The organism is Aeromonas sp. s9, from assembly GCF_040907765.1.
Classification (GTDB): domain Bacteria; phylum Pseudomonadota; class Gammaproteobacteria; order Enterobacterales; family Aeromonadaceae; genus Aeromonas; species Aeromonas caviae.
This window is the reverse complement of sequence record NZ_JBFOCK010000103.1, coordinates 1-23,109: the sequence shown is the minus strand read 5'-3', so window position 1 is coordinate 23,109 and position 23,109 is coordinate 1. Positions and strand designations below refer to the sequence as shown.

The 23,109-nt window shown below is 61.9% G+C and carries 21 protein-coding genes and 1 tRNA gene; 3 read left to right on the top strand and 19 right to left on the bottom strand.

Going from position 1 to position 23,109, the window contains the following annotated elements:
- Window positions 1–64 precede the first annotated feature (64 nt).
- From fre to trxA, 5 genes are all read right to left on the bottom strand, one after another.
- On the bottom strand, window positions 65–763 hold the full coding sequence (gene fre, locus AB5Y54_RS19810; protein WP_010672373.1) for an NAD(P)H-flavin reductase: 699 nt from the start codon (window positions 761–763) through the stop codon (window positions 65–67).
- 155 nt (window positions 764–918) lie between these two features.
- Window positions 919–2,388 (bottom strand): 4-hydroxy-3-polyprenylbenzoate decarboxylase, encoded by a 1,470-nt coding sequence (ubiD, locus tag AB5Y54_RS19805; RefSeq protein ID WP_049636363.1) that lies wholly within the window; start codon window positions 2,386–2,388, stop codon window positions 919–921.
- Window positions 2,389–2,421: 33 nt separating this feature from the next.
- A complete protein-coding gene (locus AB5Y54_RS19800) occupies window positions 2,422–3,429 on the bottom strand; it encodes a hypothetical protein (RefSeq protein WP_049636362.1) in 1,008 nt (335 codons plus the stop codon).
- 106 nt (window positions 3,430–3,535) lie between these two features.
- Complete coding sequence (rho, locus tag AB5Y54_RS19795) at window positions 3,536–4,801, bottom strand: transcription termination factor Rho (protein WP_010672370.1); 1,266 nt, start codon at window positions 4,799–4,801, stop codon at window positions 3,536–3,538.
- A 207-nt stretch (window positions 4,802–5,008) separates the two neighbouring features.
- Window positions 5,009–5,335 (bottom strand): thioredoxin TrxA, encoded by a 327-nt coding sequence (trxA, locus tag AB5Y54_RS19790; RefSeq protein ID WP_010672369.1) that lies wholly within the window; start codon window positions 5,333–5,335, stop codon window positions 5,009–5,011.
- Window positions 5,336–5,448: 113 nt separating this feature from the next.
- Between trxA and rhlB the strand changes: the two genes are divergently transcribed.
- Genes rhlB through AB5Y54_RS19775 form a run of 3 tightly spaced genes read left to right on the top strand, consistent with a single transcriptional unit; the run spans window position 5,449 to window position 8,515 of the window.
- Window positions 5,449–6,738: an ATP-dependent RNA helicase RhlB gene (gene rhlB, locus AB5Y54_RS19785; RefSeq protein WP_201985739.1), complete on the top strand. Its 1,290-nt coding sequence runs from the start codon at window positions 5,449–5,451 to the stop codon at window positions 6,736–6,738.
- 13 nt (window positions 6,739–6,751) lie between these two features.
- Window positions 6,752–8,242, top strand: coding sequence for a guanosine-5'-triphosphate,3'-diphosphate diphosphatase (gene gppA / locus AB5Y54_RS19780; protein WP_042017418.1), 1,491 nt, complete (start codon window positions 6,752–6,754; stop codon window positions 8,240–8,242).
- 12 nt (window positions 8,243–8,254) lie between these two features.
- Window positions 8,255–8,515, top strand: a complete 261-nt coding sequence (locus AB5Y54_RS19775; protein ID WP_041214156.1) for a Rho-binding antiterminator — start codon at window positions 8,255–8,257, stop codon at window positions 8,513–8,515.
- Window positions 8,516–8,585: 70 nt separating this feature from the next.
- Here the strand turns inward: AB5Y54_RS19775 and AB5Y54_RS19770 are convergent, their stop codons facing one another.
- The 14 genes from AB5Y54_RS19770 to AB5Y54_RS19705 all read right to left on the bottom strand — a co-directional run bounded on the left by AB5Y54_RS19770 (window position 8,586) and on the right by AB5Y54_RS19705 (window position 22,975).
- A complete protein-coding gene (locus tag AB5Y54_RS19770; RefSeq protein WP_201985747.1) occupies window positions 8,586–9,335 on the bottom strand; it encodes a class I SAM-dependent methyltransferase in 750 nt (249 codons plus the stop codon).
- Between the two features lie 60 nt (window positions 9,336–9,395).
- Window positions 9,396–11,963 carry a bifunctional diguanylate cyclase/phosphodiesterase gene (locus AB5Y54_RS19765; RefSeq protein WP_053288914.1) on the bottom strand — a complete coding sequence of 856 codons (2,568 nt, stop codon included), beginning with the start codon at window positions 11,961–11,963 and terminating at the stop codon, window positions 9,396–9,398.
- A 234-nt stretch (window positions 11,964–12,197) separates the two neighbouring features.
- Window positions 12,198–14,240: an oligopeptidase A gene (gene prlC / locus AB5Y54_RS19760; RefSeq protein ID WP_104455031.1), complete on the bottom strand. Its 2,043-nt coding sequence runs from the start codon at window positions 14,238–14,240 to the stop codon at window positions 12,198–12,200.
- Window positions 14,241–14,461: 221 nt separating this feature from the next.
- A complete protein-coding gene (gene hemB, locus AB5Y54_RS19755; RefSeq protein ID WP_039041081.1) occupies window positions 14,462–15,481 on the bottom strand; it encodes a porphobilinogen synthase in 1,020 nt (339 codons plus the stop codon).
- Window positions 15,482–15,484: 3 nt separating this feature from the next.
- Window positions 15,485–16,270 carry a TatD family hydrolase gene (locus AB5Y54_RS19750; RefSeq protein ID WP_104455030.1) on the bottom strand — a complete coding sequence of 262 codons (786 nt, stop codon included), beginning with the start codon at window positions 16,268–16,270 and terminating at the stop codon, window positions 15,485–15,487.
- Window positions 16,271–16,381: 111 nt separating this feature from the next.
- Window positions 16,382–17,134, bottom strand: a complete 753-nt coding sequence (gene tatC / locus AB5Y54_RS19745; RefSeq protein WP_104455029.1) for a twin-arginine translocase subunit TatC — start codon at window positions 17,132–17,134, stop codon at window positions 16,382–16,384.
- Entirely contained in the window at window positions 17,131–17,589 is a 459-nt protein-coding gene (tatB, locus tag AB5Y54_RS19740) for a Sec-independent protein translocase protein TatB (RefSeq protein WP_104455028.1), read from the bottom strand. The genes tatC and tatB overlap by 4 nt, the downstream gene beginning before the upstream one ends.
- A 3-nt stretch (window positions 17,590–17,592) precedes the next feature.
- Window positions 17,593–17,841: a Sec-independent protein translocase subunit TatA gene (gene tatA / locus AB5Y54_RS19735; protein ID WP_010672358.1), complete on the bottom strand. Its 249-nt coding sequence runs from the start codon at window positions 17,839–17,841 to the stop codon at window positions 17,593–17,595.
- Between the two features lie 39 nt (window positions 17,842–17,880).
- Window positions 17,881–19,521, bottom strand: a complete 1,641-nt coding sequence (ubiB, locus tag AB5Y54_RS19730; protein WP_041212050.1) for a ubiquinone biosynthesis regulatory protein kinase UbiB — start codon at window positions 19,519–19,521, stop codon at window positions 17,881–17,883.
- Window positions 19,521–20,129: an SCP2 domain-containing protein gene (locus AB5Y54_RS19725; protein ID WP_029313421.1), complete on the bottom strand. Its 609-nt coding sequence runs from the start codon at window positions 20,127–20,129 to the stop codon at window positions 19,521–19,523. Before AB5Y54_RS19725 ends, ubiB begins: the two co-directional genes overlap by 1 nt.
- A gap of 8 nt (window positions 20,130–20,137) precedes the next feature.
- A complete protein-coding gene (gene ubiE / locus AB5Y54_RS19720; protein WP_368154223.1) occupies window positions 20,138–20,890 on the bottom strand; it encodes a bifunctional demethylmenaquinone methyltransferase/2-methoxy-6-polyprenyl-1,4-benzoquinol methylase UbiE in 753 nt (250 codons plus the stop codon).
- A 65-nt stretch (window positions 20,891–20,955) separates the two neighbouring features.
- A complete protein-coding gene (crcB, locus tag AB5Y54_RS19715; RefSeq protein WP_041212051.1) occupies window positions 20,956–21,333 on the bottom strand; it encodes a fluoride efflux transporter CrcB in 378 nt (125 codons plus the stop codon).
- An 87-nt stretch (window positions 21,334–21,420) separates the two neighbouring features.
- Window positions 21,421–22,686, bottom strand: a complete 1,266-nt coding sequence (locus AB5Y54_RS19710; RefSeq protein WP_324034383.1) for a cytosine deaminase — start codon at window positions 22,684–22,686, stop codon at window positions 21,421–21,423.
- A gap of 213 nt (window positions 22,687–22,899) precedes the next feature.
- Window positions 22,900–22,975: transfer RNA gene (locus AB5Y54_RS19705), tRNA-Thr, on the bottom strand.
- Window positions 22,976–23,109 lie beyond the last annotated feature (134 nt).

Genomic DNA, 23,109 nt, shown 5'->3' with positions numbered 1-23,109 from the left:
TCTCATCCCCCCTTCTCTCGCAAGACGATAAGGGGGCAGATCGACGCTCTGCGGTTGGCCGTGGTCAGATAAACTCGTAGGCATCGCCGAAGATGCGCTCGGGCTCGGCGCCCAGCACCTTGAACTCTTCCCGCGCGGCACCGGCCATCTCGAAGCGGCCCGCCACATAGATGTCGTAGTCATGCAGGCTGACGAAGTCATCCATGATGGCCTTGTGCACCAGCCCGGTCCTGCCGGTCCAGTCGCTCTCGGGCTCCTGCACCACGGGAATGAAGGTCAGCGGCGCATAGTCGCGCTCCCACTGCTGCATCTGCTCCAGCTCGTAGAGCCAGTGCGCCTGGCGTACCCCCCAGTAGAGGAACACCGGACGCTTGCTGCCGCTGCCGATCAGGTATTCCAGGATGGCGCGGGCATAGGAGAAGCCGGTGCCTCCCGCCATCAGGATCAGCGGTCGGGGGGATTCGTCGCGCAGGAACGCCTTGCCGGCGGCCAGCTCGACCTCGATCTCTCCCTGCTCGCGCATGCGGGCCAGCACCTGACCGGCATAGGCATTCTCGGGAGTGGCACCGATCTGCAGCTCCAGCACGCCGGAGCGGGTCGGCGAGTTGGCGATGGAGAAGGGGCGCTTGTCCGAATCGCTCATCACCACCAGCAGATACTGGCCCGGCTTGAAGCTCACCTCCTGCTGCGGCGCCAGCGCCACGTGCCAGATGGTGTCGACATATTCGCGCAGTTCCTCTACGCGGCACTTGATACGTTGCATTCTTGTCCTTGTGAGGGGCCTGCCCGGCCCGCTTCGCTCATGGTTTCACTGTTTTTATGGCGACCAGTTGGTGGTCAGGTCCGTCGAGCATACCCAATTCGGCACGGCAATACCGCACTTTTGCGTCACAATGGCCGCGCCGCATCGGGGATCCCTCAGTCGAGGATCTTCAGCTCGTCCCAGATGGCATCGATCTTCTGCTTTACCGCCTCGTCCTGGACGATGGGCTGACCCCACTCCCGGTTGCTCTCCCCCGGCCACTTGTTGGTGGCATCCAGCCCCATCTTGGAGCCGAGCCCGGAGACCGGCGAGGCGAAGTCCAGGTAGTCGATGGGGGTGTGCTCGATCAGGGTGGTGTCCCGAGCCGGGTCCATCCGGGTGGTGATGGCCCAGATCACGTCCTTCCAGTCGCGGGCGTTGATGTCGTCATCGCAGACGATCACGAACTTGGTGTACATGAACTGGCGCAGGAAGGACCAGACTCCCAGCATCACCCGCTTGGCGTGGCCAGGGTAACGCTTCTTGATGGTCACCACCGCCATCCGGTAGGAGCACCCCTCCGGCGGCAGGTAGAAATCCACTATCTCGGGGAACTGCTTCTGCAACAGCGGCACGAACACCTCGTTGAGCGCCACCCCGAGCACCGCCGGCTCATCGGGCGGACGGCCGGTGTAGGTGCTGTGGTAGATGGCATCCCGGCGCATGGTCATGTGGGTGATGGTGAAGACCGGGAACTCGTCCACTTCGTTGTAGTAGCCGGTGTGATCGCCGTAAGGCCCTTCGGGGGCCATCTCCCCCGGCTCCAGATAGCCTTCCAGCACGATCTCGGCGCTGGCGGGCACTTCCAGATCGCAGCTCAGCGCCTTCACCACCTCGGTACGGCTACCCCGCAGCAGACCGGCAAAGGCGTATTCGGAGAGGCTGTCCGGCACCGGCGTCACCGCGCCCAGGATGGTCGCCGGATCGGCGCCCAGCGCCACCGCCACCGGGAAGCGTTCGCCCGGGTGGGCCTCCTGCCACTCGCGAAAATCGATGGCGCCACCCCGGTGATCCAGCCAGCGCATGATCAGCTTGTTCTTGCCGATCTTTTGCTGGCGATAGATGCCGAGGTTCTGTCGCTTCTTGTAGGGACCGCGGGTGATGGTCAGACCCCAGGTGACCAGGGGCGCCACATCCCCGGGCCAGCAGTGCTGGATGGGGATCTGATCCAGATCCACCGCGTCCCCTTCCAGCACCACCTGCTGACAGGGGGCCGAAGAGAGCCGCTTGGTCGGCATGTTGAGCACCTGCTTGAAGATGGGCAGCTTCTCCATCAGCTCCTTGAGCCCGCGAGGCGGCTCCGGCTCTTTCAGGTAGGAGAGCCAGGTCCCCACCTGGCGCAGGGCGCTGACGTTGGGCTGGCCCATGCCCATGGCAACCCGGTCCGGCGTACCGAACAGGTTGGTCAACACCGGCATGGTGTAGCCCTTGGGATTTTCAAACAGCAGGGCAGGCCCGCCCGCCCGCAGGGTGCGGTCGCTGATCTCGGTCATCTCCAGATAGGGGTCTATCTCGTGACTGATGCGCCTGAGCTGTCCGTTTTGTTCCAACTGCGCGATAAAATCACGCAAGTCCTTGTATTTCATGCAAGTACCCCAGCGGGATCAGGTGGTCCCGCATTATAACCCTGGCGGCGTATCCGGTGTACCCGTATCGAACCTCATGACGGACGAGGCGTGTCGCCGCTCCTGAAGCGTCAGCCGGTTTGCCAATTGACCCAGGAGCCTGGGCTCGTCCATCTGCAACAACAGGCCGGCCACCAGCCCGCCATACTGGTGCTTGCCGAGTTCGGCCAGGAGGAACTGCTGGGCCCCGTCCGGCAAGGGGGAGAGGCGGCTGAGCTGGTGCAGGGCGGGGACCATCAGGCGGCTGTTCTGGCTGGCGGCGATCAGCAGATCGCTCGCCTCCTGCCCTGAATAAAAGCGGGAAATGGTGTGCAGTGCAGTCAGGCTATCGTGATCCACTGGCTGACGCCACAGCTTGAGGTAGAGTGCCGTCTCCCCGGTCTGTTCGATGAAGTGCAGCAGCAACTGGTTGTCCGGCAGGAAGAGATTGAGGGCGGCAAGCCGCTGCGCCTCCCGACGCAGCACGGATACCGGCTGCCGATCGAGCACCGCCAGCAGGGCCTGCTGCTGCTGTGCCAGCTCGGGATTGCGGCTGTAGTAGACCTGCTTGAAGTCGAAGCGATCCTGCTCCAGCAACTGGCGATAGTTGTCCTGCCAAGCCAGCTGCTGCCAGTGGCTCAGCACCAGCCGGGCCTCGGCGGGGAAGTCATAGGCGGGTAGCTGCACCAGGAAACCGTCCACCTTCCCTTCCACCAGCCATTGTGGCGCCTTGGCCGCTTGTGCCCGCACCCAGGCCAGCAGCGCCGGGCTCGGTGCGCCCGATGACTTGAGCTCACCCAGCAACTGGAACAACAGGAACTCCCGCTGCCCCATCGACAGGGTCTCGAGCAACGAGTCCATGGCATCAAACTGCCCGAGCGCCATGCGGCCGTCCAGGTACGCCCGATGCCCCTCCAGTCCCTCGTCCGCCACCAGGGGAGCCTGCAATTGCGGCGGGGAATCGGCATGCACCGGGGCCGCCAGCCACAACCAACCCATCCATATGAACAACACCAGCTTCATGACGTCCCTTTCCTTGTGACATCGAGGCTTCATACTACTAAGCCAGCCGTGAAATAGATAAACAAAAACCGCGACCTGGGCCGCGGTTTTGTCATTGAAGAGGCTGTTACTTCTGTTGACGCTTCATGGAGTCGAAAAACTCGTCGTTGGTCTTGGTCGCAGCCAGCTTGTCGATGAGGAACTCGATGCTGTCGATCTCGCCCATGGGGTGAATGATCTTGCGCAGGATCCACATCTTCTGCAGCTCGTCCGGTGCGGTCAGCAGCTCTTCCTTGCGGGTGCCGGAGCGGGTGATGTCGATGGCCGGGTAGACGCGCTTCTCGGCAATCTTGCGCGAGAGGTGCAGTTCCATGTTGCCGGTACCCTTGAACTCTTCGTAGATGACTTCATCCATCTTGGAGCCGGTATCGATCAGCGCGGTGGCGATGATGGTCAGGCTGCCGCCCTCTTCGACGTTGCGCGCCGCACCGAAGAAACGCTTCGGACGGTGCAGGGCGTTGGCGTCCACACCACCGGTCAGCACCTTGCCGGAAGACGGGATGACGGTGTTGTAGGCGCGGGCCAGACGGGTGATGGAGTCCAGCAGGATCACCACGTCCTTCTTGTGCTCGACCAGACGCTTGGCCTTCTCGATCACCATTTCGGCGACCTGGACGTGACGGGAGGCCGGCTCGTCGAAGGTGGAGGCGATGACTTCGCCCTTCACCATCCGCTGCATCTCGGTCACTTCTTCCGGACGCTCGTCAATCAGCAGCACGATCAGCTCACAATCCGGGTGGTTGTAGGCGATGCTCTGGGCGATGTTCTGCAGCAGCATGGTCTTACCGGCCTTGGGCGGTGCAACGATGAGACCGCGCTGGCCCTTGCCGATCGGGGATGCCAGATCCAGTACACGGGCGGTGATGTCTTCGGTGGAACCGTTGCCACGCTCCATGCGCAGACGCTCGTTGGCGTGCAGGGGAGTGAGGTTTTCAAACAGGATCTTGTTGCGGGAGTTTTCCGGACGGTCGTAGTTGACGTCGTTGACCTTGAGCAGGGCGAAATAGCGCTCGCCCTCTTTCGGCGGCCGGATCTTGCCGGAAATAGTATCGCCGGTACGCAGGTTGAAGCGGCGGATCTGGCTCGGGGAGACATAGATGTCATCCGGACCAGCGAGATAAGAGCCGTCTGCACTGCGCAGGAAACCGAAACCGTCGGTCAGGATTTCCAGCACACCGTCGCCAAAGATATCCTCGCCGCCCTTGGCGTGCGCCTTGAGGATTGCAAAGATAATGTCTTTCTTGTGCGCCCGAGCCAGATTTTCCAACCCCATGGATTCGCCAAGCTGGACCAGCTCGGACACAGGAGTGTTCTTAAGTTCAGTCAGATTCATAGTGGTGAAAGTCTGTAAGCAAGGATTGAAATGAGGAGACAGTCTGCTGGATTGATGCTGATCGGATTTGACTTGCCAGGCTGGTAGTTAAGCAAAGAGTCAGGCAAAAAGGTTAGCAAACGAGCGATAAACTAGCACCAATCAGGGTAAGCGTCTAGGTGATAAAACACAAGGAGCGCATTATTGCAATGCGCTCCTTCTTGATTATTACAGGTTGCCGTCCAGGAACTCTTTCAGTTGGGTCTTGGACAGGGCGCCGACCTTGGTCGCTGCCACTTCACCATTCTTGAACAGCAGCAGGGTCGGGATACCACGAATGCCGTACTTGGGCGGAGTGTCGGCGTTATGATCGATGTTCAATTTCGCCACGGTCACGCGACCTTCATATTCCTGAGCAACTTCGTTCAGGATCGGGGCAATCATCTTGCACGGTCCACACCATTCGGCCCAGAAATCGACCAGAACAGGGCTGTCGGCGTTGATTACATCGGCCTCGAAGCTGGCATCGCTCAGCTGAACAATCTTGTCACTCATCTCCAACTCCAGTCAGTAATTAAGGCTTTATTGATGGTTCAACAAAGGCAATAGTTGCCCTATTTGAAATGATCCTGTTTATTATTGCAAGCCTAACCTGATAACCTACCGCCATGAGCAAAACACATCTAACGACCGAAAAATTCGCCCAAATGGGCCTCGAACCCGAAGTTCTGGCTGGTCTGGAATCAAAGGGATTTCACTATTGTACGCCCATCCAGGCACTCTCCCTGCCCCTGCTGGTTGAAGGTCATGACCTCGCCGGTCAGGCCCAGACGGGGACCGGTAAAACCCTGGCTTTCCTGGCGGCGACATTCAACTATTTGCTGACCCATCCGCTGACCAGGCCGCGCCTCGTCAACCAGCCCCGCGCCATCATCATGGCCCCGACCCGGGAGCTGGCCGTCCAGATCTATAACGATGCAGAGAGCATGTCCACCTCCACTGGGCTCAAGCTCGGTCTCGCCTATGGTGGCGAAGGCTACGACAAGCAACTGGCCGTGCTGGAACAGGGCGTCGACATCCTGATCGGCACCACGGGTCGCATCATCGACTACTTCAAGTCCAAGGTCATCGATCTCGGCAACATCCAGGTCGTGGTACTGGACGAAGCGGATCGCATGTTCGATCTGGGCTTCATCAAGGACATCCGTTTCCTGTTCCGCCGCATGCCCCCCGCCACCGAGCGTCTGAGCATGCTGTTCTCCGCCACCCTCTCCCTGCGGGTGCAGGAGCTGGCCTATGAACACATGAACCACCCGGAACATGTGCAGGTCGAACCGGAACAGATGACCGGCGTGCGGATCAAGGAGGAGCTCTTCTACCCCTCCAACGAAGACAAGATGTTGTTGCTGCTCTCCCTGATGGAAGAGGAGTGGCCCGAGAAAGCCATCGTCTTCGCCAACACCAAGCACGTCTGTGAAGACGTTCACGCCTGGCTGGAGAACGACGGCCACCGCGTCGGCCTGCTGACTGGCGACGTGCCGCAGAAGAAGCGGATGAAAATCCTGGAAGAGTTCACCAAGGGCACCCTGGATATCCTGGTCGCCACCGACGTGGCCGCCCGTGGTCTGCACATCCCCGACGTGACCCACGTCTTCAACTACGACCTGCCCGACGATGCCGAAGACTATGTCCACCGCATCGGTCGTACCGGCCGCGCCGGCAGAAGCGGTCACTCCATCAGCCTGGCCTGTGAAGACTATGCCTTCAACCTGCCGGCCATCGAGGAGTACATCCACCACCCCATCCCGGTCAGCAAGTATGACCGCGAGGCGCTGCTGGATGACGTCACCGCGCCAAAACGGGTGTTCCGCAACCGCCAGCCGGTGAACCGCAACATGCGGGATCGCCAGGGCGGTGGCAACAGCAACAACCGTCGTCGTCCCCCCCGCAAGAACTGAGGGATCGGCCAAGTTGCACAACTCGCCTCTCTATGCCGCCATCGACCTCGGCTCCAACAGCTTTCACATGCTGGTGGTGCGCGAGGTCGCCGGTGCCCTGCGCACCGTCACCAAGGTCAAGCGCAAGGTACGCCTCGCCGCGGGCCTCGATGCCGATTTTCGCCTCAACCGTGCCGCCATGGAGCGGGGCTGGGATTGTCTGCGCCTCTTCTCCGAGCAGTTGCAGGACATCCCGTCCGACAACATCCGGGTAGTGGGCACCGCCACCCTGCGCCTGGCCACCAACGTCGACGAATTCATCAGCGAAGCGGAACGGGTGCTCAACCACAGCATCGAGATCATCTCGGGCGAGGAAGAAGCCAAGACCATCTATGAAGGTGTCTCCTGGACGTCGGCAGGGGAAGGCAACCGGCTGGTGATCGACATCGGCGGCGCCAGCACCGAGCTGGTGATCGGCGAGCAGAGCGAAGCCAAGCTGCTCAACAGCCTGCACATGGGCTGCGTCACCTGGCTCAACAACCACTTCGGTGATGGCGAGCTCTCCGAGGCGCGCTTCAACCAGGCCATTGCCGCCGCCAAGGCGGTACTGGAGAAAGTGGCTGCGGACTACCGTGTCCTCGGCTGGCGCACCTGCGTCGGCGCCTCCGGCACCGTCCAGGCACTGCAGGAGATCATGCTGGCCCAGGGCAAGAGCGAGCGGGTCACCCTGCCCAAGTTGCAAGAGCTGATGGGTCAGGCCATCGCCTGCGGCAGACTCGATAAGTTGCAGCTCGAAGGGCTGGCGGCCGAACGGCTGACCGTGTTCCCCTCCGGTCTCGCCATCCTGATCGCCATCTTCGAGACCCTCGACATCGAGAGCATGACCCTGGCGGGTGGTGCACTGCGTGAAGGGCTCATCTACGGCCTGCTCGGCAACAATCACGACTGTGATGCCCGGGATCGCACCGCCGACAGCCTGATCAGCCGCTACCAGCTCGACAAGGAGCACGCCGAGCGGGTCCGCGACACCGCCATCGAGGCGTTCACCCAGTTGCAGCCGGCCTGGCGCCTCTCCAAGCGCTACGGTCGCCCGATCCTGCGCTACGCAGCCCTGCTGCACGAAATCGGTCTGTGCATCGAGTACAAGAAGGCGCCGCAGCACGCCGCCTACATCATCGACAACATCGACATGCCGGGCTTCACCCCCGCGCAGAAGAAGCTGCTGTCGGCCCTGCTGTTCAACCAGCGGGATGAATTCAAGCTGGAGCCGCTGGAGAAACAGGGCGCCGTCACCGGTCGCCAGGCGATCCGGTTGGCCCGTATCCTGCGCATCTCCCTCATCCTCTGCATGCGCCGGACCCAGGGCACTGTGCCCAGGTTCATGCTGCAAGCCGATGAAGATGCCCTGACCCTGACCCTGCCCAAGGGTTGGCTGGACGAGCATTACCTGCGCGCCAGCGAGCTGCGCCTCGAGGTGGAGCGCCAGCAGAAGATGGGCTGGTCCACCCGGCTGCTGGAAGCCTGAGGCGCACACCCCATGGCCGATTACCAACCCGTCAGCTGTGACCTGTACGACTGGCTGGAGATCGCCGCCAGCTGGCAACTGCCCGTCACGATCACCGACCGGGATGGACGAACCTGGGCGGACAGGATCCGCACCATAGAAGCCAGCGACGGAGTCGAATATCTGCTGCTGGAGCGCGCTGAGCGCCTCAGCCTGGCGGACCTGGCGACCCTGGAACTCGTCTGGCAAGGGGAAGAAAAGCGGATCCACTTCGCCCCACCCCGCAGCCAATGAATAGCAAGAGGGCCAACCTGATCAGGTTGGCCCTCTTCGTTTGACGCTCAGACTCCCTGCCAGTCGCCACTCAACTCGCCAGCGCCGCCATCACATAGACGTCGAAGCGGTTGCTCTTGGTCTCGATGGCCATGCTGGGCTTGTGCTCGTTGAGCCAGCCCGCATAGTCGGGCCGCTTCACCACCACCCGCTTGTCAGCCATCCTGAGCGCCGCCGGCAGCAGGGCATCCGCGTCGAGATCCGCCCCCACCAGGGACTGGAACACCCGCATCTCTTTTTTCACCAGCGCCGACTTCTGCTTGTGGGGGAACATGGGGTCCAGGTAGATGACCTCCGGCCGCTCGGTCAGCGCCAGCAGGGTTTCCACCGCCGGGCCTTGCAGCAGTTGCATCCGCTCGCGCACCCAGGGGCCTATCTCGGGATCCTGCCCCGCCCGGGTCAGACCGTCCTGGAGCAGGGCAGCCACCACGGGGCTGCGCTCAATAAGCGTCACCTTGCAACCGAGGGAGGCGAGCACGAAGGCATCGCGCCCGAGCCCGGCGGTGGCATCCACCACGGTCGGCATGGCTCCCGACTTCAATCCCACCGCCTTGGCGATGGACTGGCCGCGCCCGCCACCGAACTTGCGCCTATGGGCCACCGCCCCTTCCACGAAGTCCACATAGACGGCCCCCAGCTTGGGTTCGTCCAGCTTGCGCAGCTCCAACCGCAATTCGGTCAGCACCAGGGCGAAAGGAGCGGGAAACGCCACGTCGGCAAGGCGCTGGCGCAGGGCGTCGAGCTCGCCATCGCGGGCGGGCACTTCACTGAAAACCTGAATATGGGGCATAACATGGACTCATCACGGCGCAGAAGCCGGCATGATAGCAGAAGCGGGGGGTCAGCTCACCGTGGTCAGATTCGCCAGGTTCATTCCCTGACGGTTGAGACTCAGGTACTCGGTCAGATCGTCGAAGGGCAGCGGGCGGCTGAGCAGATACCCCTGGGTGAAGGCGCACCCCTTCTGGCAGAGGAAGTTGAGCTGCTCTCGGGTCTCCACCCCTTCGATCACCACCTGCATGCCGAGGTTGTGCACGATGTTGATGATGCCGTCGAGCAGCAGGCGGTCCTGCTCGTTGAAGGGGATGTGGCGCACGAAGGAGCGATCGATCTTCACCAGATCCACCGGGAAGGTACGCAGGTAGTTCAGTGCCGAATAGCCGGTGCCGAAGTCGTCGATGGCCAGGTTGCAGCCCGCCTCGCGCAGGGCATCGATCCGCACCCTGTGCTGATCGCTGGTCTCCATCAGCAGGGATTCGGTGATCTCGATGATGATGTCCGCCGGATCCAGCTCGAAGTGGCGGATCACCCTGAGCCACTCGTTGGCCTCCGGGTCTATGGTCTGGAACTCCAGGGTGGAGCGGTTGATGGACATCTGCAGATCCGGGAAGCCGGACTGCTGCAATCTGGCCAGATCCCGGCAAGACTGCCACAGCACCAGGGCACCCAGCCCCTGGATGAGCCCCGCCTCTTCCGCCAGCGGGATGAAATCCGCCGGTGAGACCTGACCCCAGTGGGGGTGATACCAGCGCACCAGGGCCTCCAGCTTGGCGACCCGGCCGCTGCGGTTGTCCCAGATGGGCTGGTAGGCCATGGTCAGCTGGCCCAGCTTGATGGCCTCCGCCAGATCGTGCTGCATCTGGTGGCGCTGGCTCACCTCTTCCCGCATGGAGGCGTTGTAGGTGCCGAGGGGGCGTCCCTGGCGCTTGGCGACGAACAGGGCCTGCTCGGCATTGCGCAAGAGCTCGTCGCTGTCGCCGCCGTCATTGGGACAGAGGGTGATCCCCAGGGTGGCGGTCACATAGAGGTGCTGGTTGGCCAGCATGAAGGGACGGGCAAAGCCGCCGATCACCTGCTTGGCAAACACCTCGGCCTGACGGCGGTTGACGATGCCGGGCACCAGGAAGGCAAACTCGTCGCCGCCGATGCGGGCCACCAGGTCCTCGGTGCGCACCCGGCTCACCAGCCGATCCGATACTTCCCGCAGCAGGGCGTCGCCCACATGGTGATCCATGCTGTTGTTGACCGCCTTGAAGTTGTTGAGGTCGAGCACCATGAGGGCGAAGCGCTCCCCCCGCTCGCAGAAGCGGGCCAGACAGCGACCGAACAGCCAGCGGTTGGGCAGGCCGGTGAGGTTGTCGTAGTTGGCCTGGGCGGCGATCTTCTGCTCCGCCAGCTTGGTCTGGGAAAGATCGCTGAAGATGGCGATGTACTGACTGATCTTGCCCCCTTCCCGCACGGCGCTGATCATCAGCTGCTGGGGATAGAGCTTGCCGTTCTTGCGCTTGTTCCACACCTCCCCACGCCAGATCCCCACCCGCTCCAGGGCGTGGTACATGTCCGCATAGAAGGTCTGATCGTGCAGTCCGGACTTGAGCATGCTGGGCCGCTGGCCACACGCCTCCTCCTCGCTGTAACCGGTGATCTTCTCGAAGGCCGGATTGACCGAGATGATGCGACTGTCGGCATCGCACACCAGAATGGCTTCGGAGAGGTTGTCATAGACCCGGTGGGAGAGCTTGAGCTGCTCCGCATGGCGCCTGATGGGATCGATGTTCTCCAGCACCACCATGAGATAGTCGGGGTGCATCTGCTCGTTGCGGATCAGGGTCACCGTCACCCGCCCCCACAGGACGGTCCCATCCCGATGGAGATAACGCTTCTCCTGAGTAAACGCGGGACGCTCTCCCCGCTTGAGGGCGTCGTAGAGCGCAATGCTGGTCTGCCAGTCGTCCGGATGGTTGATTTCGGCGACGGTGAGCTGTTGCAGCTCCTCCTGGCTGTAGCCGAGCATCTTCTCGATGGCCGGGTTCGCCCAGAGGATCTTGCCGCCCAGATCCACCTTGCCGATGCCCACGGGCGCATGGGACATCATGGTGTCCAGGAAGTGGTGATGTTCCGGTTGCGCCGGCTGCTCCTGGCTCTGGCGCTGCTGATACATCAGCGCCAGTTCACGACCGGCGAGCGGGGCCAGCAGACGCAGCAGGCCCACTATCTTCTCCATTCTCGGCATGGCCCGCTTGAACATGACGCTGCACAGGCCGATGGTCTCTCCCTCGGCGTTCTTGAGCGCGACGCCGGCATAGGCTCTCACCTCGCAGCGCTCCAGCACGGCGGCGTGGGGGAACAGCTGGCGGGTGCGATCACTGAACCAGGCTTCACCCTGTTGCATGGCGATCTCCCCCGGAGTGTCGGCGAGGGGGAAGCTGTAGGAGTTGATGTCGAGGGAGGCGGGATAGGCGGCATGCACGGTAAAGAACAGACCCGCCTGATCCTTGCCGGACACCAGGACGAAGTCAGCCCCCACCGCGTTGGCGATTTCACTCACAAAGGCATCAAAATATCCCTGACCACTCGAATGAGACAGGCTGGAGATGATTTGATAGACAGACTCGAGTGCTCGCCTCATGGCAAGGTTCTTTCTCTCCCTGGAAGGTAGAACCCGACTCTACTGAAGAGGCGGGGACAGTGCAAACATGCACTCCGCAAGATATTAAAAAGGCTTGGAAAAAGGGACCAAAAGGTCCCTTTTTCTATCAAAAATCACGTTTCGATCCCACTATGCCGCAAATGTGTACCTGCTTGAAGCTCCCGCAGTGGCGCGGCAGCTCATCCAATCGAGGCTCACTGTGGCGGCGGGACCTCACGCGGCGATACCGCTGTGACGCAGCAGCGCATCCACCTGGGGCTCCCGGCCACGGAAGGCACGGAACAGCTCCATCGGCTCCCTGGAGCCGCCCTTTTCCAGAATGTTCTTCAGGAAGGAGTGGCCCGTGGCCGGGTTGAAGATCCCCTCCTCCTCGAAGCGGGAGAAGGCGTCGGCAGAGAGTACCTCGGCCCACTTGTAGCTGTAGTAGCCCGCCGCGTAGCCGCCCGCGAAGATGTGGGAGAAGCTGTGCTGGAAGCGGTTGAACGCCGGAGGCGTCATCACGGCGACCTGGCTGCGCACCTCATCCAGCAGCGCAGGGATCTGATCCGCGCTGGCCGGGTCAAACTCCTGGTGCAGACGGAAGTCGAACAGGGCGAACTCCAGCTGGCGCAGCATCTGCATCGCCGCCTGGAAGTTGCGGGCGGTCAGCATCTTCTCCAGCAGATCAGCGGGCAGCGGCTCCCCGGTCTCGTAATGGCCGGAGATGAAGGCCAGCGCCTCGGATTCCCAGCACCAGTTCTCGAGGAACTGGCTAGGCAGCTCCACCGCATCCCAGGCCACGCCGTTGATGCCGGCCACACCGGCCACATCGATGCGGGTCAGCATGTGGTGAATGCCGTGGCCGAACTCGTGGAACAGGGTGACCACTTCGTTGTGGGTGAACAGGGCCGGTTTGCCGTCCACCGGGCCGTTGAAGTTGCAGGTCAGGTAGGCCACCGGCTTTTGCAGGGAGCCGTCCTGACGGTAGCGGCGACCCAGGCAGACATCCATCCAGGCGCCGCCCTGCTTGTGCTCGCGGGCATAGAGATCCAGGTAGAAGCTGCCGCGCAGCTCGTCATCGGCGTCAAAGATGTCGTAGAAGCGCACGTCCGGGTGCCAGGTGTCGATGCCGAGACGCTCGCGCACCTTCATGCCGAACACCCGCTTGACCACCTCGAACAGCCCCTTCACGACCCGACCGGCGGGGAAGTAGGGACGCAACTGCTCATCAGAGACCGAAAACTTGTGCTGTTTGAGCTTTTCTGCGTAATAGGCAAGATCCCAGGCCGCCAGTTCGTCCTGACCGTGCTGCTCGGCGGCAAAGGCGCGGATCTCCTCCAGCTCCGCCTTGCCTTGGGGCAGGGACTTGGCAGCCAGGTCGGTGAGGAAGTCCACCACCTGCTCCGGCTTGTCCGCCATCTTGGTCGCGAGGGAGAGCTCGGCATAGTTGGCAAAGCCCAGCAGTCGGGCCAGCTCCCGGCGCAGGGTGAGCAACTCGGTCATGATGGCGGAGTTGTCCCACTTGCCGGCGTTGGGGCCCTGGTCGGAGGCGCGGGTGGTGAAGGCCTCATACAGCTCGGCACGCAGGGCGCGGCTGTCGGCGTACATCATCACCGGCAGGTAGGAGGGGATGTCCAGGGTGAACAGCCACCCCTCCTTGCCCTTGAGTTCGGCCATCTGGCGCGCGGCAGCCTGGGCGCTCGCGGGCAGACCGGCCAGCTCGGCCTCGTCGGTCACCAGCTTGTACCAGCCCTGGGTCGCGTCCAGCACGTTGTTGCTGAAACGGGAGGCGAGCTCGGAGAGGCGGGCCTGGATCTCGCCGTAGCGCTGCTGCGCCTCGGCAGGTAGACCGATGCCGGAGAGGCGAAAATCGCGCAGGGTGTTCAGGATCTCCTTGCGCTGGGCATCATCCAGCCGGGGGAAGTCATCGCTCTCGGAGAGGGCCAGATAGGCTTGATAGAGCCCTTCATGCTGACCGACATAGGTCTGGAATTCGGAAAGCAGCGGCAGGCAGGCATCGTGAGCCGCTCGCAGCGCCTCGCTGTTCTGCACGGCATTGAGGTGGCTGATGGGGGACCAGATCCGGGAGAGGCGGTCGTTGACCTCTTCCAGCGGGGCGATCAGGCTGTCCCAGGTGTGAGGCTCCTTCTGGGCCAGCACATCCTCAATCTTCTGTTTGCAATCGGCGATGGCCTGCGTCACGGCAGGTTGCACCTGATCGGGCTGGATCTGGCTGAAGGGAGGCAGCGAGTCCATTGTCAGCAAAGGGTTAGTCATCTGCGGTACCTCTAAATGCTCTGCAGCCCCTGCCGTCCAGAAGCCTGCTTGGACCATCTAAGATGTAGGCAGAAACCCCATTTATCAAGCCTTTGCCGCCAAGAGACGGGCATGTTGCCCACTTTTTCAGGCATTTTGTTCATAAAACCAGCATTTCATCTACCAGAGACGACAATGCCGGCCCGAGGGCCGGCATTGTGAGGGCATGGACACTCCCCGCCTCAGCGTCGGGCGTCCTCTTTCAACCACTGGGCGACCCGCTTGGCGAAGTAGGTGAGGATGCCATCGGCCCCGGCCCGCTTGAAGCAGAGCAGGGATTCCATCACGCACTCCTTCTCCTTGAGCCAGCCATTCTGGATCGCCGCCATGTGCATGGCGTACTCGCCGCTCACCTGATAGGCGAAGGTCGGCACGCCGAACTGATCCTTCACCCGGCGGATGATGTCCAGGTAGGGCATGCCCGGCTTGACCATGACGCTGTCCGCCCCTTCGGCGATGTCGAGGGCCACTTCGTGCAGGGCTTCGTTGCCGTTGGCCGGATCCATCTGGTAGGTGGCCTTGTTGCTCTTGCCGAGGTTGGCGGCGGAGCCCACCGCATCGCGAAACGGGCCGTAGTAGTGGGAGGCGTACTTGGCGGAGTAGGCCATGATCTGCACGTTGACGAAGCCATTCTCCTCCAGCGCGGCGCGGATGGCACCGATGCGGCCGTCCATCATGTCGGACGGGGCCACCATGTCGGCCCCGGCGGCGGCATGGGAGAGCGCCTGCTTCACCAGGATCTCGGTGGTGATGTCGTTCTGCACATAGCCTTCGTCATCGATGATGCCGTCCTGGCCATGGGTGGTGAAGGGGTCGAGCGCCACATCGGTGATGACCCCGAGCTCCGGGAAGCGAGCCTTGAGGGCACGGGTCGCCCGCTGGGCCAGGGCATCCGGGTTGTAGGCCTCTTCCGCCATCAGACTCTTTCTCTCCAGCGGCGTCACCGGGAACAGGGCCACCGCCGGCACACCCAGGGCCACCAGTTCGGCGGCCTCTTCGAGCAGCAGATCGATGGAGAGCCTGTCCACCCCCGGCATGGAGGCAACGGCCTCTCGCTGACCCTCTCCCTCCAGCACGAACACGGGATAGATGAGATCGTCGACGGTCAGTACGTTCTCGCGCACCAGGCGGCGGCTGAAGTCATGTTTGCGCACCCGGCGCAGGCGACGGCCCGGGAAGGCCCCCGGAAGAGTTGTGGCCATGAATCACTCCAAAAGCGGAAGTTGGAAGAATGCGGCGGAGGTGGCCCGGGTATGGGCCAGCAAGGCCTCGGGCGCTTCACCACGGCAGGCCGCCACCACCTGGGCGATGTGCGGCAAAAAAGCGGGTTCGTTGCGTTTGGGTCTGGGTTTCAGATCCCGCGGCACCAGGTAGGGGGCGTCTGTCTCTATCATCAGGCGACCCGCCGGAATGCGGGCCACTTGCTCGCGCAGCAGCTGGCCACGGCGCTCGTCACAGAGCCAGCCGGTCACCCCGATATGCAGCCCCAGCGCCAGGCACTCGTCCAGCTCGGCGTCGGAGCCGGTGAAGCAGTGCAGCACGGCCCCCGGCAGGCGGGGCAACCAGGGGCGCAGGATCTCGACGAATTTGTCATGGGCATCGCGGCAGTGGAGAAACACCGGCATCCCGAGATCGGCGGCGAGCGCCAGCTGGGCGTCAAACACCGCGTCCTGCACCGGACGGGGGGAGAAGTCCCGGTTGTAGTCGAGACCGCACTCGCCGATGGCCACCACCTGGGGCAGGGCCGCCAGTTCGCGCAAGGCGGGCAGGGTCGCCTCATCGACGCTTTTGGCATCGTGGGGATGTACCCCGGCGGTGGAGAAGCAGTAACCGGGCCAGCGGGCGGCCAATGCGGCGCTCTCGCGGCTGCCGGCCAGATCGGTGCCGGTCAGGATCAAGGCTTCCACCCCGGCGGCGCGCGCGCGTTCCACCAGGTCGGCCTGTTCGCCGGCGAACTGGCTGCTGGTCAGGTTCAAACCGATGTCGATCATGGAGTCAGGGGTTCCGGACAAACGAGGTGCATATCAGGCATTTGAAAACCATCTACTCGATGGGGCCTTACCATACGCCTCGAACGGATGCATGAAAAGAGGAAGGGAGCCTCAGCTCCCCTCTTCCGTTTGTTGCTGCTCCTCGTCCTCTTTCTTCACGTAGAAGCGGGCGAAGAACAGACCTATCTCCCACAGGCCCCACATGGGGATCGCGAGCAGGGTCTGGGAGAAGACATCGGGCGGCGTCAGCAACATACCGACCACGAAGACCCCGACGATGACGTAAGGGCGCTTCTCCTTCAGGCTCCTGGGGGTGGTCACCCCGGTCCAGCAGAGCAGTATGGTGGCCACCGGGATCTCGAACGCCACCCCGAACGCGAAGAACAGGGTCAGCACGAAGTCCAGGTAGCTGGCGATGTCGGTCGCCACCGTCACCCCGGCGGGGGCGGTACTGGTGAAGAAACCGAACACCAGGGGGAACACCACGTAGTAGGCAAACGCCATGCCGGCGTAGAACAACACGGCACTGGAGGCGACCAGCGGCATGATGAGACGCCGTTCATGCTGGTACAGACCGGGGGCAATGAAGGCCCAGGCTTGGTAGAGCAGATAAGGGATCGCCACGAAGAAGGAGACCACCAGGGTCAGCTTGATGGGCGTGATGAAGGGGGTCGCCACATCCGTCGCTATCATGCTGGTCCCTTCCGGCAGCTGGCTGAGCAGCGGCTGGGCCACGAAGTCGTAGATGTTGTTGGAGAAGTAGATCAGCGCAATGAACACCAGCAGAATGGCGGTGATGGAACGCAGCAGGCGCGTTCTCAGCTCCACCAGATGGCTGATGAGGGGTTGTTCTGCCTGACTCATGGCTTACCCTCCCCCTTGGCTGCGGACTCGCTGGCGGGCACTGGCTCGCTCTCTCGCTGACTGTTGACCGGTGGCACCTCTGAGGTCACGGGCACCGAGGCCGCCACCGGAATGGCTGGCTCGGCCTGGGCGGGCTCCCGAGGCGGGCGGATCTCGTTCTCCCCCTGATAGGGACGATTCACCGACTGGGCGGCCGCTTTCAACTGCTCGATGGATTCCTGCAGCTCGGGGCTCAGGTTGTTCATCTGCAACCGTTCGGCCTTCTTCAGATCGTTGTGCAGATCCTGCAACTTGAGCTCCTGTTCCAGCTCGGCCTTGACCGAGTTGGCGGTGCTGCGGATCAGCCTTATCCAGTGGCTGGCGGTGCGGATCGCAACCGGCAACCGCTCGGGACCCAGCACCACCAAGGCGACGACGCCGATGACGACCAGCTCCCAAAAACCGATGTCGAACATGGCTTAGGCCTGATCTTTGTCTTTCTGCTTGGCGGCTTCGGCGTTGCTGGCCGTCTCGTTCAACTGCTTGGTCGGGAACTCGGCATCTTTCTGCTCGGGTTTGGTGTCGGCCGGCTCATCGGAGAGCGCCTTCTTGAACCCCTTGACCGCCGCGCCCAGATCGCCGCCGATACCGCGCAATTTCTTGGTGCCGAACAACAGCACGACGATGACTGCGATGATCAACAACTGCCAAATACTGATACCACCCATGACTTTCTCTCCGGATAGGCGCCCGATGGCGCAGGTTATTTAATGGGAACGGGTTCGCAACCAACCCAGCAGCCAGCATAACCCGGCGCCGGCGAGGCTGATTTGTCCCCACTCAATGTGTTGTTTCTGGGTCAGCAAGAATACACCCGCGAGCAGCAGGCTGGCTCCAACCCCTAAGAGGTAGCGGGCTTGCCCCTGACGGCGACTGTGGCGACGGAAATCGGCAAACATCTGGTCGAAGTGGTGCTGCTGATGGCGGGCCTGACGCAGGGTCTCATAGACCAGCTCCGGCAGCTCCGGCAGTTTCTCCGCCCAGAACGGCGCCTTCTCCTTGATGGCATTCCACACCGCCTTGGGGCCGACCTGCTCGTGCATCCAGTTTTCCAGATAGGGCTTGGCGGTCTGCCACAAATCCAGCTGGGGATAAAGCTGGCGACCCAGCCCTTCCACATAGAGCAGGGTCTTTTGCAGCAGCACCAGTTGCGGCTGCACCTGCATGTTGAAGCGACGGGCGGTGTTGAACAGATTGAGCAGCACGTGGCCGAAGGAGATCTCGGAGAGCGGTTTCTCGAAGATGGGCTCCAGCACGGTGCGGATGGCGAACTCGAACTCGTCCACCTTGGTATCGGGCGGTACCCAGCCAGACTCCACGTGCAGCTCGGCCACACGGCGGTAGTCGCGGTTGAAGAAGGCGAGGAAGTTCTCCGCCAGGTAGCGCTTGTCTTCCCGGTTGAGGGTGCCGACGATGCCGCAGTCGATGCCGATCCAGAGCGGATTCTCGGGGTGTTCGAAAGAGACGAAGATGTTGCCCGGGTGCATGTCGGCGTGGAAGAAGCTGTCGCGGAACACCTGGGTGAAGAACACCTCCACTCCGCGCTCGGCCAGCAGCTTCATGTTGGTGCCGTTGGCTTCCAGCGCGGCAATGTCGGAGACCGGAATGCCGTAGATACGCTCCATCACCAGCACCTGCTCACGGCAATGGTCCGTGAACACCTCGGGCACATAGAGCGCCTCGGAACCGGTGAAGTTGCGGCGCAGCTGGATGGCGTTGGCCGCTTCGCGCATCAGGTTGAGCTCGTCGAGTATGGTCTTGCGATACTCCTCCACCACCTCGACGGGGCGCAGTCGTCCGCTCTGGGGCACGAAACGGGCCACCAGACGGGCCAGGGCCTGCATCAGGCGCAGGTCGGCCTCGATGACCGGCTCGATATCGGGACGGATCACCTTGATGACGATCTCGCGGCCGTTCTCCTTCAACCGGGCGGTGTGCACCTGGGCGATGGAGGCGGATGCCAGCGGCGTCTCGTCGAACTCATCGAACAGCGTCTCGACGGGGCAACCTAGGCTCTCTTCTATCTGGCGACGGGCGGCCTGACCACAGAAGGGAGGCACCCTGTCCTGCAGCAGGGCCAGCTCTTCGGCAATGTCAGGGGGCAGCAGGTCTCGGCGGGTCGAGAGCATCTGGCCGAACTTGATGAAGATGGGGCCCAGAGCCTCGAAGGCGAGACGAATACGGGCGCCACGGCTCATGCCTTGTTGCTTGTTCTTGAGCCAGAACAGACTGCGACGGGCCAGACGGCCAGGCCAGGGCTGATAACGGGCGGGCACCAGCTCGTCGATGCCCTGTTCCAGCAGGATGCTGACGATGCGATAGAGGCGTTTGAACTCCTTCGGGGTCATCAGCTCACCTGCTGTTCGAGGCGAGCAAGCCGCAACTCGATCGCCTTCATCTGTTGGGCCAGCTCTTCGACATCGTCATTGAAGCTCGCCACTTCCAGCGGACCCGGGGCAAGCCTCGCCTCCTCGGTCAGATACTCGGCCACTTGACGCTGGGAACGGCACAACTCTCGCCCCACAAAACGGCGAGCCTGACGGGCACCACTGCACAGGGTGTGGGCCACCACATCGCCGGTGTAGCGGGACAGCTCCTCTTCCCAGTCGATATCGAGCTCACCAAGCAGGGCGCTGAATGCCTGCACCAGCTGGGGGTCACCGCTCAGGTCCAGCTTCTCCTCGCGGATGTAGCGGGTCAGGGCGGAAGGCTCCTTGAGCAGACCGAGGGCGGTCAGGGAGAGGCTCAGCACCGCATCCGCCTCCCCTTCAAACCTGGCCAGCACATCCAGACGGCGCTCTGAGAAGACAAACCAGAGCGGCTTGAGTTCGCGCAGCTCCAGTTTGAGTACCTTGCCCGTCAGCTTGCGCAACCGCTCCGGGCTCTGTTTGTCCAGGGCCAGCAACTGGTTGAGGCTGGTTTCGATCACCGCGGTGACCATAGCATCCATCGGCATAGGCGACCTTAAAACTTGTAACCGCGGTGCAGGGCGACCACGCCCTGGGTCAGGTTGTAGAACTCCACCTGCTCGAACCCGACCTGCTCCATCATGCCCGCCAGGGTCTGCTGATCCGGGTGCATGCGGATGGATTCCGCCAGGTATTTGTAGCTTTCGCTGTCGTTTGCGACGATTTCACCCATTTTCGGCAGCAATTTGAAGGAGTAGAGATCATAAAGCTTGGCGATCACTTCGCTCACCGGCTTGGAGAACTCCAGCACCAGCAGGCGGCCACCCGGCTTGAGCACCCGGAACATGGAGGCAAGCGCCTTGTTCTTGTCGGTGACGTTGCGCAGGCCGAAGCCGATGGTGATGACGTCGAAATGGTTGTCAGGGAACGGGAGCGCCTCGGCATTGGCCTGTACGTAGGAGACGTTGTTGGCCACCCCCAGGTTGCGCAGCTTGTCGCGGCCCACCTTGAGCATGGAGTCGTTGATGTCTGCCAGGACCACCTGGCCGGTCTCACCCACGATGCGGGAGAACTTGGCGGTCAAATCCCCTGTGCCGCCAGCCAGATCCAGCACCTTCTGTCCTTTGCGGACACCGGAGCAGTCGATGGTAAAGCGCTTCCAGAGGCGATGGATGCCGAACGACATCAGATCGTTCATCAGATCATACTTGGCCGCTACCGAATGAAAGACACCGGCGACCAGGGTTTCCTTCTCGGTCGCTGCCACGGTTTTATAGCCAAAATGCGTAGTAGTAGTCTGTTCCGACATCCCTCAAATACCCATAGAGCAAAGAATGGCCGCCAGTTTACCAGAGCCGATGGCGTGCGGACACCTCAAACCCGGCTTGTGACCAACTGCATCCCCAGCACGACCATGGCCAGACAGAGGAACAGATTGAGACCGATATTGAGCAGCGCCTTCAGATAGGCCCCTTGCTGGGCCAGCACGACCGTATCGAGGGCAAAGGAGGAGAAGGTGGTCAGGGCACCGAGGACACCCACCATCAGCAATGGCTTCATCGGGTGTTCCACCACGTGACCATGGCTGATCAGGGCATAGGCAATCCCCATGATGAAGGAACCCACCACGTTGACCACCAGGGTGCCATAGGGAAAGTGGCGTCCCAGCAGCCATGCCATCAGCTCGGCGATGCCAAAGCGCAGGCAGGCACCGAAGGCGCCCCCGACAGCGACAAATAACCAGGTTTGCATCAAGCAGTCTCCAAGATTGTCAGGTTGGCATTATGCAAAATCTCGACAGCAGGGGACAGCCGGGCAATTAATCGACCCGGCTAGACCCTAGCGGCGAAAGTCTACCCGTTCTGGATTCACAAGGTGGAGGGTCGTCTCAGCCGGGCGAGTATCGGCGATGACTCTGCCATGGCGGATGGAATAACGCACCGGCACCTGGCGGCGCACCGCATCAAAACCATTCTCAGCAGGAAGGATCAGCAGGTTGGCGGGCTTGTCCACCTCGATGCCGTAGCGATCCTGCACGTTCAGGGTGCGGGCGCTGTGGTTGCCGATGAGCTTGAGACTGTCGTTGATCTGTTCATAGCCCATGATCTGGCAGACATGCAGCCCCATGTGCAGCACCTGCAACATGTTGGCCGTGCCCATGGGATACCAGGGATCGAACACGTCGTCGTGGCCGAAGCAGACGTTGATGTTCGCCTCCAGCATCTCCTTCACCCGGGTGATGCCACGACGCTTGGGATAGCTGTCGAAGCGCCCCTGCAGGTGAATGTTCACCAGCGGATTGGCGACGAAGTTGATGTCCGCCATCTTCAGCAGCCTGAACAGTCGCGACGCATAGGCACCGTTATAGGAATGCATGGCGGTGGTGTGGCTGGCGGTCACCCGATGGCCCATGCCGCGCTCGTAGGCCAGGGTTGCCAGCGTCTCGATAAAACGGGACTGTTCGTCATCGATTTCGTCGCAATGCACATCCATCAAAACCTGATATTTCTCCGCAAGATCGAAGACGTAGTGCAGACTTTCGACCCCGTACTCCCGAGTGAACTCGAAATGGGGGATGGCACCGATCACGTCGGCCCCCAGCTTGAGGGACTCTTCCAGCAATGCCTTGCCGTTGGGGTAGGAGAGGATCCCCTCCTGTGGGAAGGCCACTATCTGCAGCTCCACCCACTCCTTCATCTCCTCCCGCACCTCCAGCATCGCCTTCAGAGCGACCAGATTGGGGTCGGAGACATCCACGTGGGTACGGACAAACTGGATGCCGTTGGCAATCTGCCATTTCAGTGTCTGGATGGCTCGCTGTTTCACATCCTCATGGGTCAGCAGCGCCTTGCGCTCGGCCCAGCGCTCGATCCCCTCGAACAGGGTACCGGAGAGGTTCCAACTCGGCTCGCCAGCCGTCTGGGTGGTATCGAGGTGAATGTGCGGTTCGATAAAGGGGGGGATGACAAGGCCTTGCTCACCATCAAGCTCGCGGGCAGAGAGCAGCTGAGTGCTCATGGGCTCAATGGCCCGGATCACGCCTCCCTGACAGAGGATTTGCCACATCCCTTCCCTGCCCGCCAGACGCACATTCCTAATCAGCATGTTCTTTCCCCTTCGAAAGCGTAGTTGTCTTTGCCAATCCACAACTTAGCCCGGATCCCTTTAAGAGAGAAGCGGCGCCCGGAAAGCATACGGGATAGAAAGGGAAGATATCTCAGCAACAAGAAGGTGCGACATTGCAGGACTGCAATTTGCGATGGATGGCTGAAAGGCAGATACAAGAAAGCCTCCCTATTGGGAGGCTTTCTTATTTAATGGTGCTGATACCCAGAATCGAACTGGGGACCTCATCCTTACCAAGGATGCGCTCTACCGACTGAGCCATATCAGCACACTAACCGGTAAAGACCACGCTCAATGCGTAATCTAAAATTGGGTGCCTGGCAGTGTCCTACTCTCGCATGGCGAATGCCACACTACCATCGGCGCTACAGCGTTTCACTTCTGAGTTCGGCATGGGGTCAG